The sequence below is a fragment of the Acinetobacter sp. LipI_23 genome, assembly GCF_058243045.1.
On sequence record NZ_JBZAYJ010000001.1, the window covers coordinates 581,544 to 594,953 of the forward strand.

General features: G+C 39.9%; 17 protein-coding genes. 11 read left to right on the forward strand and 6 right to left on the reverse strand.

Annotation, left to right across the window (positions count from 1 at the left end; translation table 11 throughout):
• The first annotated feature begins 95 nt into the window (after positions 1–95).
• The 3 genes from thrS to AC4CVD_RS02820 all read left to right on the forward strand — a co-directional run bounded on the left by thrS (position 96) and on the right by AC4CVD_RS02820 (position 3,915).
• Positions 96–2,018: a threonine--tRNA ligase gene (thrS, locus tag AC4CVD_RS02810; RefSeq protein ID WP_005400751.1), complete on the forward strand. Its 1,923-nt coding sequence runs from the start codon at positions 96–98 to the stop codon at positions 2,016–2,018.
• 5 nt (positions 2,019–2,023) lie between these two features.
• On the forward strand, positions 2,024–2,575 hold the full coding sequence (gene infC, locus AC4CVD_RS02815) for a translation initiation factor IF-3 (protein WP_078425166.1): 552 nt from the start codon (positions 2,024–2,026) through the stop codon (positions 2,573–2,575).
• A gap of 102 nt (positions 2,576–2,677) precedes the next feature.
• Positions 2,678–3,915 (forward strand): IS3 family transposase gene (locus tag AC4CVD_RS02820; protein WP_101495500.1). Its coding sequence is split into 2 segments (ribosomal slippage): positions 2,678–3,014 and positions 3,014–3,915, totalling 1,239 coding nucleotides; the frame shifts between segments, so codons are not numbered across the junction.
• A 51-nt stretch (positions 3,916–3,966) separates the two neighbouring features.
• Here AC4CVD_RS02820 and AC4CVD_RS02825 read toward each other — a convergent pair.
• Positions 3,967–4,419 (reverse strand): Hsp20 family protein, encoded by a 453-nt coding sequence (locus AC4CVD_RS02825; protein WP_004692288.1) that lies wholly within the window; start codon positions 4,417–4,419, stop codon positions 3,967–3,969.
• A 324-nt stretch (positions 4,420–4,743) separates the two neighbouring features.
• Here AC4CVD_RS02825 and AC4CVD_RS02830 point away from each other — a divergent pair, with 324 nt between their 5' ends.
• The 3 genes from AC4CVD_RS02830 (at position 4,744) to AC4CVD_RS02840 (ending at position 6,203) form a co-directional block, all read left to right on the forward strand.
• Positions 4,744–5,364 carry a glutathione S-transferase family protein gene (locus AC4CVD_RS02830; RefSeq protein ID WP_004692287.1) on the forward strand — a complete coding sequence of 207 codons (621 nt, stop codon included), beginning with the start codon at positions 4,744–4,746 and terminating at the stop codon, positions 5,362–5,364.
• A gap of 115 nt (positions 5,365–5,479) precedes the next feature.
• A complete protein-coding gene (locus tag AC4CVD_RS02835; RefSeq protein WP_004979180.1) occupies positions 5,480–5,773 on the forward strand; it encodes a hypothetical protein in 294 nt (97 codons plus the stop codon).
• A gap of 1 nt (position 5,774) precedes the next feature.
• Entirely contained in the window at positions 5,775–6,203 is a 429-nt protein-coding gene (locus tag AC4CVD_RS02840) for a YqaA family protein (protein WP_490751971.1), read from the forward strand.
• Positions 6,204–6,315: 112 nt separating this feature from the next.
• On the opposite strand, the gene AC4CVD_RS02845 is transcribed toward AC4CVD_RS02840, so the two are convergent.
• Together AC4CVD_RS02845 and AC4CVD_RS02850 are read right to left on the reverse strand one after the other, a co-directional pair.
• Positions 6,316–7,047, reverse strand: coding sequence for an energy transducer TonB (locus AC4CVD_RS02845; RefSeq protein ID WP_004979184.1), 732 nt, complete (start codon positions 7,045–7,047; stop codon positions 6,316–6,318).
• Between the two features lie 104 nt (positions 7,048–7,151).
• Positions 7,152–8,405 carry an MFS transporter gene (locus AC4CVD_RS02850; protein WP_004979186.1) on the reverse strand — a complete coding sequence of 418 codons (1,254 nt, stop codon included), beginning with the start codon at positions 8,403–8,405 and terminating at the stop codon, positions 7,152–7,154.
• A gap of 221 nt (positions 8,406–8,626) precedes the next feature.
• Here AC4CVD_RS02850 and rpmI point away from each other — a divergent pair, with 221 nt between their 5' ends.
• Complete coding sequence (gene rpmI / locus AC4CVD_RS02855) at positions 8,627–8,821, forward strand: 50S ribosomal protein L35 (RefSeq protein ID WP_004278281.1); 195 nt, start codon at positions 8,627–8,629, stop codon at positions 8,819–8,821.
• A gap of 11 nt (positions 8,822–8,832) precedes the next feature.
• Complete coding sequence (gene rplT, locus AC4CVD_RS02860) at positions 8,833–9,192, forward strand: 50S ribosomal protein L20 (protein WP_004692276.1); 360 nt, start codon at positions 8,833–8,835, stop codon at positions 9,190–9,192.
• Positions 9,193–9,220: 28 nt separating this feature from the next.
• Here the strand turns inward: rplT and AC4CVD_RS02865 are convergent, their stop codons facing one another.
• Positions 9,221–10,171 carry a hypothetical protein gene (locus AC4CVD_RS02865; RefSeq protein ID WP_490751973.1) on the reverse strand — a complete coding sequence of 317 codons (951 nt, stop codon included), beginning with the start codon at positions 10,169–10,171 and terminating at the stop codon, positions 9,221–9,223.
• Here AC4CVD_RS02865 and AC4CVD_RS02870 point away from each other — a divergent pair.
• Complete coding sequence (locus AC4CVD_RS02870) at positions 10,166–10,867, forward strand: IS1 family transposase (protein WP_005005861.1); 702 nt, start codon at positions 10,166–10,168, stop codon at positions 10,865–10,867. The two genes, AC4CVD_RS02865 and AC4CVD_RS02870, sit on opposite strands and share 6 nt — an antisense overlap.
• On the opposite strand, the gene AC4CVD_RS02875 is transcribed toward AC4CVD_RS02870, so the two are convergent.
• Positions 10,860–11,225 carry a hypothetical protein gene (locus AC4CVD_RS02875; RefSeq protein ID WP_490751975.1) on the reverse strand — a complete coding sequence of 122 codons (366 nt, stop codon included), beginning with the start codon at positions 11,223–11,225 and terminating at the stop codon, positions 10,860–10,862. The two genes, AC4CVD_RS02870 and AC4CVD_RS02875, sit on opposite strands and share 8 nt — an antisense overlap.
• A gap of 191 nt (positions 11,226–11,416) precedes the next feature.
• Between AC4CVD_RS02875 and AC4CVD_RS02880 the strand changes: the two genes are divergently transcribed.
• Together AC4CVD_RS02880 and AC4CVD_RS02885 are read left to right on the forward strand one after the other, a co-directional pair.
• A complete protein-coding gene (locus tag AC4CVD_RS02880) occupies positions 11,417–11,968 on the forward strand; it encodes a P-loop NTPase family protein (RefSeq protein ID WP_490751977.1) in 552 nt (183 codons plus the stop codon).
• Between the two features lie 128 nt (positions 11,969–12,096).
• Positions 12,097–12,309 (forward strand): KOW domain-containing RNA-binding protein, encoded by a 213-nt coding sequence (locus tag AC4CVD_RS02885; RefSeq protein WP_004692273.1) that lies wholly within the window; start codon positions 12,097–12,099, stop codon positions 12,307–12,309.
• Positions 12,310–12,370: 61 nt separating this feature from the next.
• Here AC4CVD_RS02885 and AC4CVD_RS02890 read toward each other — a convergent pair whose 3' ends face one another.
• A complete protein-coding gene (locus tag AC4CVD_RS02890) occupies positions 12,371–13,387 on the reverse strand; it encodes a hypothetical protein (RefSeq protein ID WP_078388713.1) in 1,017 nt (338 codons plus the stop codon).
• Between the last annotated feature and the right edge of the window lie 23 nt (positions 13,388–13,410).

Genomic DNA, 13,410 nt, shown 5'->3' on the forward strand with positions numbered 1-13,410 from the left:
TTATCCACCGTTTTTATCTTTTGAGGTTTTACCTCGATCATAATCTCGCGGTGATATGCTCCATGGTACGGGGCATCACTCCTTAAGGATTTTTTATGCCAATTATCACTTTGCCAAATGGCGATCAAAAACAATTTGATCAAGCTGTATCTGTGATGGACGTTGCACTGAGCATCGGTCCGGGTCTTGCGAAAAATACAGTTGCAGGAAAAGTCGATGGTCGTTTAGTTGATGCATCTGACTTGATTACCACGGATGCCAGCCTTCAAATTATTACGCCTAAAGACGAAGAAGGTGTCGAAATCATTCGTCACTCTTGCGCTCACTTGGTGGGACATGCGGTTAAGCAATTGTTCCCTGAAGCGAAAATGGTGATTGGTCCTGTCATTGAAGATGGCTTCTATTACGATATTTTTAGCGCAAAGCCATTTACGCCAGAAGACATGCTAGCCATTGAAGAGCGCATGAAAAAGCTCATCGATCAAGACTATGATGTCATCAAAAAAATGACACCACGTGATGAGGTGATTGCAGAATTCACAGCGCGTGGTGAAGATTATAAATTACGCTTGATTGCAGACATGCCTGAAGAAACAGAAATGGGCTTGTACTACCATCAAGATTATTTGGATATGTGCCGTGGTCCACACGTGCCAAATACTAAATTTTTAAAAGCATTCAAACTGACTAAAATGTCAGGCGCTTATTGGCGCGGGGATGCGAAGAATGAACAGTTACAACGTATTTATGGTACAGCGTGGGCAGACAAAAAACAGCTTGCAGCTTATATCAAACGTATTGAAGAAGCTGAAAAGCGTGACCACCGTAAAATTGGTAAAGCTTTAGACCTGTTCCATATGCAAGAAGAAGCACCAGGTATGGTGTTCTGGCATCCAAACGGTTGGACCATTTATCAAGTACTTGAACAATACATGCGCAAAGTACAACAAGATAATGGTTACCTCGAAATTCGTACCCCGCAAGTGGTTGATTTCACGCTTTGGGAAAAATCAGGCCATGCTGCAAACTATGCGGATGGTATGTTCACGACGCATTCAGAAAGTCGTAACTATGCAATTAAACCGATGAACTGTCCTTGTCACGTACAAGTGTTCAACCAAGGTTTAAAATCATACCGTGATTTGCCAATTCGTTTGGCTGAGTTTGGTTCTTGTCACCGTAACGAACCATCGGGTTCACTGCACGGCATTATGCGTGTTCGTGGTTTTACGCAAGATGATGCACACATTTTCTGTACCAAAGAGCAAATTGGTCAAGAAGTGGCTGACTTCATTCAACTGACTTTAGATGTGTATAAAGACTTCGGTTTCGAAGACGTGCAAATGAAGTTGTCTACACGTCCAGAAAAACGTGTGGGTGATGATGCACTTTGGGATATGGCTGAAAAATCTTTAGCAGATGCTTTAGATGCTGCTGGTTTGGAGTGGGAACTTCAACCAGGTGAAGGCGCATTCTATGGTCCGAAAATTGAATTCTCACTGAAAGACTGCTTAGGCCGTGTATGGCAATGTGGTACAATCCAATGTGACTTCAATTTGCCAGAACGTTTAGATGCGTCATATGTCACTGAAGACAATGATCGTGATCAACCTGTAATGTTGCACCGTGCAATACTTGGCAGTTTTGAACGTTTTATTGGTATACTAATCGAACACTATGCGGGCTTTATGCCACCTTGGTTAACACCAATCCAAGCATGTGTGATGAACATTACCGATTCACAAGCGGAAGCATGTGAGTCAGTCGTCGCTAAACTTAAAGAAAACGGTCTCCGTGCGATTTCAGACTTGAGAAATGAGAAAATCGGCTTTAAGATTCGTGAACGTACATTAGAGCGTATTCCTTACTTACTGGTACTTGGGGATCGTGAGGTAGAGGAAGGTACAGTGAACGTGCGTACCCGCTCAGGAACAAATTTGGGTACTATGTCAATCGACGCTTTCGTTGACCTAGTAAAAGCAGCCGTTGCCGAACGCGGCCGGTACATTGTGGAGTAACAGCGATTAAACAGCCTGACCGTAATCAACAGGGCGGTAACAAATCAAACCGTCCTGCTTTGAATGATGAAATTCGTGCGAAAGAAGTCCGTCTTGTAGACGAAAATGGTGAGCAAAAAGGTATTGTTAGCTTGGCAGAAGCATTACGCGCTGCTGAAAGTGTTGAGCTTGATCTTGTTGAGATCGTAGCAAACGCTGAACCGCCTGTTTGTAAAATCATGGACTTCAACAAGCATTTGTTTGATCTAAAGCAAAAGCAGAAAGAAGCGAAGAAAAAACAGCATCAAGTACAGGTGAAAGAAATCAAACTCCGCCCGGGTACTGATGTTGGTGATTACAACGTAAAACTACGTGCAATTACTAAGTTCCTTGAAGAAGGCAACAAAGTAAAAATTACTCTTCGTTTCCGTGGTCGTGAAATGGCGCACCAACAGCTTGGTTTGGCTCAACTTCAAAAAGTTGAAGCAGATGTGGCTGACTTGGGCGTAGTTGAACAAGCACCGAAAATGGAAGGTCGTCAAATGGGTATGTTGCTTGGTCCTAAAAAGAAAAAGTAATGATCCATTGATCTTAAAAAAAGCACTGCCTATGCAGTGCTTTTTTTATTTTGTTGATTGTCCCGTCCTGAAATAAGTTTACACCTTTAAGAGGCTTATTTTATGGAACATGAACGAGAACAAAGAGTTAAACGTACACAAGGTGATTATAGCTTTGCCTTTAAAATGATGGTTGTACATGAAGTAGAAAAAGGGCAAATTACTTATAAACAAGCTCAGGCAAAATATGGTATTCAAGGAAGATCAACTGTGCTGGTATGGTTACGCAAGCACGGACAACAGGACTGGACTTCGAATATGCCGCCTTCTTCTAAACGCCAATTAACACCCCAACAACGAATCCGCCAATTAGAAAAGCAGTTAGCCGCAGAAAAGCTTAAAACTGAATTTATTCAGGATGTGATTTATCACATTGATAAAGAATGTGGGACTGATCTTGGAAAAAAGTATACCGAGCACGTTTCAAAGATTGGCAAAGCCAAAGAGGACTAAGCGTTTCACGTTATTGTCAGTGGTTGGGAATCACCCGACAAGCTTATTATCAAGCAGAAAAACGTGCTCAAATGACTGCACAAGCAACTGAACAAATACTTGAGTTGGTTATGGAATATCGTTGTCTCATGCCAAGTATCGGAACACGTAAGTTGTATTGGCTTATTAAAGGCAAATTGTTGCAGCGTGGTTTAAAGTGTGGACGGGATCAGTTATTTAAAATATTGAAAGAGCATAATTTATTGATTCGCCCCAAGCGTCGCTATACAAAAACTACGGATAGCAAGCATTGGATGAAGAAGCATCCAAATTTATTAAAGGATTATTCAGCAGTGCAAGCCAACGAAGTCTTTGTTAGTGATATTACTTATGTTGAGAGTGCTGAAGGCGTACATTATTTATCATTGGTGACAGATGCTTATACCCGTCAGATTAAAGGTTATAAGTTATCGAATGATATGCGTGCGGAGAATGTTATGCAGGCTCTACATATGGCGATGCAGCATGTGACGGATCGAGCGACTAGGATGATTCATCATTCAGACAGAGGCTCTCAGTATTGCTCTGAGCTATATCAATCGGCATTGCGCCATTATGGGATATGTCCTTCCATGACAGATGGATACCTTGCGAAACAGTGTTTCTCATATCAAAATGCATTAGCAGAGCGGATTAATGGAATATTAAAGCAGGAGTTTTTAACTACACGATGTCAAACCATGAAGGAGTTAGATCACTTAATTACGGAATCTATCATGATTTATAATTACTATAGACCACATTTAAGTTTAAATATGAACACCCCGAATCAGATGTATGAGCAAACTAAAACCGAGCTAATTGCTTAACTCGGTTTGAAGTGGAATACTGTCAATCTATTTCAGGACAAGACAGATTGACTATGCCGAAGTGTTTTCAGTTGTTAATTTCTTTTGTCCGATTGGAATTCGGCATGGCGCTTTTTCTTCTGGAACAATCCGTCGTAGCTGGATGGTGAGTAAACCATTTTCATAATTGGCCTCTTGTACTTCAATGTGTTCATCTAAACGTAAAGATAATTTAAATGAGCGCTGTGTGATGCCTTTATGCAAGAACTCAGCATGATTGTCTTTGGTCTGATCAGCATGTTGACCTGAAATATTAAGTACCTGATTCTCTAAATCGATCGCGAGCTCATCTTGGTTAAAACCAGTCGCAGCTACGACAATGCGGTAGTGATCATCACCGACTTTTTCAATATTGTACGCAGGATAATGTGGTGCTTCACTGAGCATTGCATGATCAAACAAATCGTTTAAACGGTCAAAACCGATACTACGACGGAATAATGGCATTAAGCTTAAATTACTCATTGATAAAACCTCCACTATTAGGAAAAGTGATATAAATAAGCAACCTATGCGACTCGATTAGCATGGTTGTCACAGCAATAATTGGTGTGGATGTTTGCTGTACTTTTAATATTTGGATGCTCTATAAAATTTCAAGATTAAAAAATAAGGTTTTTTAAAAAATTCTCTTTGGTTGATAATTATTCTATTTATATGAAGCTAGTCATGCATATTTTAAGATTTCAATTTCAGTTTAACCTAATGTTTCTAGGCTGGAATCATGTTATAAACAGTATCAAACCTCGACAATATGAACTAAAACGAGAAAAGTAACAGGATAACCACATGATCGATTTGTACTATTGGGGAACACCCAACGGACATAAAATTAGCATCGCATTAGAAGAGATGGGTTTGGAGTATCAAGTCTTTCCCATCAATATTTTAGAAAATGATCAGTTTCAACCCGACTTTCTACGCATTTCACCCAACAATAAAATCCCTGCGATTGTGGATCAAGATGGTCCTAAAGGTGAAGCCATTTCTGTGTTTGAGTCAGGAGCGATTTTGCAGTATTTAGGGCGTAAAACAGGACAGTTTTATCCAAGCGATGAACAGTCTCGTGTTGAAGTTGAGCAGTGGTTGATGTGGCAAATGGGTGGTTTTGGTCCAATGCTTGGACAGAACCATCACTTTAGTAAATTTGCTCCCGAACGTATTGCATATGCAACTGAACGCTATGTCAATGAAACCAAGCGCTTGTATGGTGTACTAGATAAGCAACTTTTTGGTCAAAACTATGTGGCTGGAGAGTATTCGATAGCGGATATGGCAATTTTCCCATGGATTCTGCGTTATGAGTGGCAGCAAATTGACATAAATGACTATCCAAATGTGAAGGCTTATATGGAGCGTATTCAAGCGCGCCCCGCGGTTCAGCGTGCGTTGGCGCTTCAAGTGAATTAGTTACAGAAGCGCTGACTTGAACTGTGTTAAGCTTAGCGCCTTCAAGGTATAAGCCATTCTTTAAAGCCACCGATGGGTGGCTTTTTTGTTGAAAGGTTGTTTGGACATCAGCGTAATGAAAAAAGAGTTTTTCCTCAATTTAACCCGCATTATTGAAGCGAATCCTAAAATCTATCTCAGTATTATTGTGGGGATTGCAGGATGTTTGGTGCTATTTGTAGCTGAAGCGGTACACATTCAAAAAATCATTGAACTGCTGAATACCAAAGATCAGGTGGTACTCCGCGCTGCAATTGAACCGATTGCTGATAAGTATTCATGGTCACGTTGGTTTTTGTTGATTCTGGCATTGATCTGGTCAAGTTTTGCTTATAGCTCAACCAAGAAAAAGCTGGGTTTAAAATCATAAAATGGTGTGGGCCTTAGGACTACTTTTCCTTTCTGCCTTTGGGGCGGCGACACTGCTACCCTTACAGTCAGAAGCAGTCTTGGTGGGATTGTTGGCTCAGACGCAGTATTCAGTGTGGTTGTTGGTTGCTGTTGCCAGCCTAGGCAATATTTTAGGTAGCTGTGTGAATTGGTGGCTCGGCTTGAAAGTTGAGCAATACAAAAATAACAAATGGTTTCCCGTCTCAGAGCAAAAGATGTTGCAGGCGCAGGGCATTTATCAAAAATATGGTTTTTGGTCTTTATTGCTCAGTTGGGTGCCCGTTATTGGTGATCCGATTACCCTCATTGCAGGATTACTCAAAGAAAACTTTGTTCGTTTTGTCGTGATGGTGAGTATTGCGAAAATCGGACGCTATCTTTTTGTATATTGGATGTTTAGTCAGTTCTAATTATTTTCAAGTACTGAGAGCGACTGGCCACATGCTTATATGTGCTGAATGGGTTTAAAGTTTATATAGAGAGATGACACGAGTGAGTGAGAACTCGTGTCACGCTAAATTTTTAACGACAAGCATTCAGATCGAATTCAATCGCATCTTTAAATTTAGATTTCTTATAGATCCACAGTGTGCTTGCTGTGCGTTTAACACTGACTCTGCTATTTGCAACGGCTTGTAAAACTTGTTGATCAAGCGCGTAAATACCTGAACCTTTGATAATTTTAGGCTTCTTGATGTTGCCGTGTTTATCGGCTTTAAAGCTAAATTTAATTTGACGGTCATGACCATTCAACTGCGTTGAATCTAGCGCAAGCGTAGGTTGAGCCTGATATTGAAAAGGCACTTTTTGCTGCTGTTGTTGCGCACGCCAGTTCTTTGAGTCAAAGCTATAGTTACATGCTTCGACATCATCTGGAGTTAAGTTTAAATTAAAAACTTGATAACCAATGACAGCTAAAGCGGTGTCGTCTTCTATAAACGGTTTTACTTTGGCTTGAAGCACGGCATTTACCAGCTTTTCATCTAAAGCTTTGATTCCAGTCGTTTCTTGGACTGTCGCTTTGGTCACATCACCTGTTTCATCTGCATACACACGAATAATCGCTGCACGGTTTTGTTGGTTTAAATCACTATTTTTATATTGGGGTTTGGGAAAATCTACCCATTGAATACGCGTGGTCAAATGCGCCGATTGAGCTGAACTTTTTTGAATGGTGAGTTCTAATGGTGGCTGAGCTGCATGACTGAGATGAAAGGGCAGTGTAGATAATGCGAGCAAGAAGAGTGGTTTCATATGATCGATTTCTTTTATAACGCATCCAGTGCGCATGACTTAAATAATTGTTGCGAGTATTTCCTGAATTAGAAAGACTCGCAAGTTATATTGTTAAATTAAAACTATTTTTGCTCGGCTTGGGTGATGTCTACACCAAATAAGTCTTTGGTTTTAGCCCAACTGAGTGCGACCACCAAGAGCGTCATGCTGCCGCCAAAAACCGTTGCAATCACAGGGCCTAAATATTTTGCTGCAAGACCTGACTCAAATGCTCCCAGTTCATTACTACTCGACACAAACATGCCATTTACCGCTGCAACACGGCCTCGCATATTCTCAGGAGGATAAATTTGTAAAATGGTCTGACGAATTACCACTGAAATACTGTCACATGCACCCGTCATAGCAAGAGCAAACAAAGACAACCAGAGGTAGTTTGAGTAAGCGAACAATAAGGTGAATAGGCCAAAACCTGCAACAGCAAGCAGCATATTGCGCCATGCATGTCGGGTGGGCGGAAAACGCGTCAGCGCAATCATGGTGATGAGTGCACCAATCGATGGTGCTGCCCGTAAATAGCCCAATCCTTCAGGCCCAATTTTCAAAATATCTTCAGCAAAGATCGGGAGTAAAGCGATCACACCGCCGAACAGCACTGAAACTAAGTCGAGTGAGATGGCCCAGAGGACGATTTTAGTTTTAGCAATAAAGCGAAGACCTACACCTAAACTTTGTAGTACACGTTTCGTTTCAATTTTAGGAAAAGTGCGTTTGCTTAAAAGATTGACGAGTAAGAAGCATAGGCTGAGCAGTACCGCTACACTAATTAAACTGGTTTCACGGCCTAAAAATGCCAGCATAAATCCACCGAGCATCGGCCCAATAATCACCCCGCTTTGCCAACCAATGGTGGTCCATGTGGCGCCATTGGCATAAATGTCTCGTGGAATTAAAAAGGGTTTGAGTGATGTTGCAGATGGATTATAGAACCCCCGAATTGTTCCTAGGCCAAAGATCACGGCATAGACACCCCATGACAGGGTGGAGAGTTCAATTTGCTTTAAGGTATAAGCATGAAATAACCCCCATAAAATCAAGGGCAGAGGAATGGCAAAGAATAAGCAGATTTTCATGATGGTTTGCTTATTAAAGCGATCTGCAAAATAACCACCCCATAAGGAGAGCGCAATAAAGGGGATTGCTTCTGCCAGACCAATCAAGCCTAAAGTGAGAGGATCTTTGGTAATTTTATACAAAGAATACGCCACAATAATTTCCTGAATTAAAATGGCAAGCGTCAGACAAAATTGATTGAGCGTAACAATAGAGAAATCTCGGTATCGGAGTGCGGCAAAAGCATCCTGTGTAGCGTTCATAAGGGTACCGTATGGAATGGATGAGGCATTATAAGACTTGGACTAAACCTCGGTTATAAATTCATCACTTAAAGCTTATCGGGAAATAAACTAAGCTTGCTTTTATTGTTGATTATTTGCTTTTGTTTTAGACAAAGTTCGATTAGAATATTCGCTCCCTTACCTGCAGGTCGTTTTGCAATGGTGCAAACGTTCCGAACAGGTGTTCAAAAGAGGTTGTTATGCCTAAGATGAAAACTCGCCGTGGTGCAGCTAAGCGTTTTAAAGCTACTGCTAACGGTTTCAAGCGTAAACAAGCGTTCAAACGCCACATTTTGACCAAAAAATCTGCTAAGCGTATTCGTCAATTACGCGGCTGTGTAATGGTTCACGTGAGTGACGTTGCTTCAGTTCGTCGTATGTGCCCATACATCTAAGGAGATTATAAATGGCTCGTGTAAAACGTGGTGTACAGGCTCATCGCCGTCATAAAAAAATTCTTGCTCGTGCTAAAGGTTACTACGGCGCTCGTTCACGCGTATATCGCGTAGCGTTCCAAGCAGTAATCAAAGCGGGTCAATACGCTTACCGTGACCGTCGTCAGAAAAAACGTCAATTCCGTGCTCTATGGATTGCGCGTATTAATGCTGGTGCTCGTCTAAATGGTTTATCGTACAGCCGTATGATCGCTGGCTTGAAAAAAGCTCAAGTGATTATCGACCGTCGCGTACTTGCTGACATCGCTATGCATGACGCAGTTGCATTTGCTGCTTTAGCTTCTAAAGCTAAAGATGCATTAGCTGCATAAGTCTTTAAGACTTAAAAAAGACCGCTTTTTAGCGGTCTTTTTTATTGTTTGAATGAATGATGCTTTTATAAAGTGCATATAAAAATGCAATCGTTAGTATAAAAGTATTTCCCCACGATACGGAATAGAAAGCCAAAGTCCATAATGCACAGTGACACCAAATGATGTGCCATAAAAATTTCATGATTTTGAATAAATGAAAAGAGCTTACAGCTACGCTCTTTGTTTCTAGTTGATGTTCTATGTCTTTTAGGTGTGTGGTATTTTCTACTCCATCATTGGATGTCGGAATTTGAACGGTGTTTTTTTCAATAGAAAAAGAAGAATCTTTTGTTGTTTCGGGAATATTGGACAAGTAATTACAATTTTTAATGTCTGAAAATTGATATTGATTTGCGCAGTGTTTAAAAATTAGTGGGCGGAGTAGGGTCAGTTGATTATAGGCTGCTGAAAAAGTATCTCTTTCGTTACTATTCATTTGAACATAATCGGAATATTCATTTTTTGAATGTGATGCAGCGGAATATTGTTGTTCTAATAAAGCTGTATTTTCTATCAAATTCGAAGCGTAATTTTTTCGAATAGTGAATGGAAATATCGGATACTGCTCTTTTATAGAATCATTGAATAAATCGCCGACATAGCAATTATTGATATCTAATGGAATTGGATAACTGCCATATTGTTTTGCCATATCATTAAAATAAAGACATGCTTCGGTGTCTTTAAAAAAAGTATCCCAATTGATTGGCTTTAAATCTTGTTCTATAGTAGAAATTGCTTGAGGGGATGGGTGGTGTAACGTGTATGCCTCTACATTTTGGTAATAATTGGAATAATCATAAAAATCTTTGTTTCCATGTTCATCAAAACTTTGCCATGTTGGTTTTTCGTCGCTATGGATTAAAACTTTAGGTGGTGTATCAAAAAGTATGCTAAAAAAAAGCAGGTTGAATTTTGATAAAATAGAGAAATGCAAATAACTCTAGAAATCAAATGTCCAACCTGCCTCAGTGACAGTATAAAGAAAAATGGCATCAAAGTAGATGGGAAACAAAACTACCAATGCAAAGACTGCAAACGTCAGTTTATTGGTGACCATGCTCTGAGCTATCTAGGATGTAATTCTGGCATTACTCGTAAAATATTACAGTTAATGGTCAGAGGCAGCGGTATACGAGATATCGCTGAAGTTGAGCGCATTAGTATCGGTAAAGTCTTACGGACTTTAACTGAATCGGCCTATCAAATTCAGCCTAAACAAAGTCATTATGAATCTCTCGAAGTAGATGAATTCTGGACTTTTGTTGGAAATAAAAATAATAAACAATGGCTTATTTACGCCTACCATCGAGAAACAGGTGAGATTGTTGCTTATGTTTGGGGTAAGAGAGATTTAGCTACAGTCCAAAGGTTGAAGACAAAGCTTAAACAATTAGGTATTCACTACACCCGAATTGCAAGTGATCATTGGGACAGTTTCATCACTGCTTTTAAAAACTGCAAGCAAAGTATTGGTAAGTTGTTTACTGTAGGAATTGAAGGTAATAATTGCAAAATAAGGCATCGAATAAGGCGTGGTTTTAGAAGAAGTTGCAATTTCTCCAAAAAGCTTGAAAACCATTTTAAAGCCTTCGACTTAACCTTCTTTTACATCAATAATGGCTTCATTTAATGTCAGCATACTTTTTAAAACACCACCAAACTTTATATTCATTATGAGGATAATGCACAACAATACAAAAACTTTCTTCATCTGTTGAAAAATAAAAAATTGAAGAGTCATTGAGTTCCATATGCAAGTCTTGAGCAACATGTAAGCTCAGTTTTATGGCTCCAGATTCTTGCAGGCGACTCAATAGATGTGAAGCAGAACTGCATAAAAGGGTACCGTATTTAGTATCACGTAATATTGGAAAATGGTTGAATAATAATGGATGCCTATCTAGGATCTCTGTATCAACGGCACCATTTAAATATTCATTTCCATAACTCACAAATGCAATTTGGCGATAAGCTCTATTTAGGTACACTTTTTAATTCCGATAACTATATTTTACTAATTGAATAAATACTAAAAATTATTGTTTTGTCGGTGCAGAGAATATCGGTGTTTACGTTTTTAGGCTATTACTTTAATTGTAATTTTATTGCTAATAATGTTTTAAGTATTGAAACTTCTAGATATAGTTTTTAACTCTTTTCGAGTCTTGGGTAGATGGTTATGAAAAGAATCAATGTTGTAGGAACCTCTGCTACAGGCAAATCTACATTTTCCAGAGCTTTGGCCGAAAAGTTAGATTTGCATTATATCGAGTTGGATAATTTGTTTTGGTTAGACGACTGGCAAGAATGTCCCGATGAGGTGTTTTTTGCCAAGATTGAGTCAGAAGTACAAAAGGCGACACAGGGCTACGTGATCGATGGTAACTATACCCGCGCTATACCTGTGAAATGGGCGGAAATTGATACTGTCATTTGGTTGGATTTACCGTTTCCGGTCAACCTTTACCGTTCTGTGAAGCGTGCGGTTCAGCGGGCATGGGCGCAACAGGATTTATGGGAAAACTCGAATAATCGAGAAAGCTTGCTACGGATGTTTGGTCGGGATTCGATTATTTGGTGGATGATTAAAACGCATGCTAAAAACCGACAGAAATACTTAAAAATGATGCAGATGCCTGAATATCAACATATACAGTGGATTCATTTAAAGACACCAAAACAAGTGAGTCGTTTTTTAGACCAGTTGGCTGTTGAAAAGCATAGCGTTTAAATAAAAAATATCAGTGCATACTCAGCGATCAAGATGAATCGTTAAGCTTTAGTTACATAAATCTGCTTTAATCTCAAAGGTGGCCGATGCCTAATAAATAAAAAGATTAAAAAGAAAAGGAGCAGGATATGCTTGCAGAAATTACTGGGATGGGACAGGGAAGTATCACGGTGGAATTACAAATGATTCCCAGAAAAGGTGAGTCAGTCAAAATTATGTATGGCCCTGATGCGGAGCTTGAAGGCGAGGTGGTTTCGGTTAATCATTATATTAATCAACATGCCAATCAGCATAAGGTACAAATCAAGATTCGGCCCTTCAATCTTCTAATTACTGCCTAAAGAAATTGAATCCATAAAAAAGCGCTCATTGAGAGGAGCGCTTAGATATCTCGGTAATAACTTATAAGCCAAAATAATAGCCAACTAGGCAGATCAAAATCGTAATCACGATTAAAGCAAACACCCCAGTTTTCCCCGATTTATGGTGTATTTCATGAGGCTTGCTCTCTATCGCACTTAATTTAGGTGTTGGATGATTACGTGCATCCAGTGGTGTAGTTGTGTCTTTGGGTGTGAGCTGCGCGGTTTGATAGTGATTGGCCACTTTTACGATAAACTTGGTACTTAAATCATCAATCTTTTGCTCAAAATGACGTAAGTTCAATTGCTCATCTGGCGTGAGTACTTGGCCTTCTGCATTATAAGGATGTTGAATCTTAGTCTGGATCAATGCTGATAGTGTATCTAAACGATACAGCGTTTGGTGTGCATAATCAGCAGCGTAATCTGTTGGTAAAAGAGCGAGACGGTGGACTGCATCTGTGGCATCTTGTTGCCCATAGTAAGGTAAGTTTGCCGTCTCTGGCTCTACTAAATCTTGTGCAAATGGCGCACTAAATAGTTCTTGTTCGGTAAAGTTCTCAATTTCATCCCATTTCGGCGTTTGTAAATCCGCTTCAATGCGTTTGCTGAGTTTGTGATTCAGTTCAAAACGCCATAAATTTTCGCTACGGATTGAGCTTTGTTGTGCCTTTGGAACTATAAAATCATGTTCAGCGCTGTACCACTCAGCCAGTTCTTTACCAAAAATCCAAGCAGTTTTTTGCTGTGCTTGATGGCTCACAATAATATGTGGTGTAGCGAGGAGTTCAATATTTGAGTTGGGGTTCTTTTCATCTGCTAGCAATGTTGAGCTATGCAGACTGAGCTGTTTGACCCCTTGTTTTTTTAAGGCTTCAAGCCATACCTGAAAATGCTGAGCCAGTAAATGTTGGCTATTTAGGTCGCGGAACTGAAAGCAATGTCGGTCAAAAATGGCATGTTCTAACCAACGTTGGAAACTTAGGTTGTGGCGTAAATATTCATTGCCATAAGTCACTAAAGTAAGTTGTTGTTGCCAAATAGGATCAAGCGACATCGTTTGTTGTTCTCTTCTGTGAT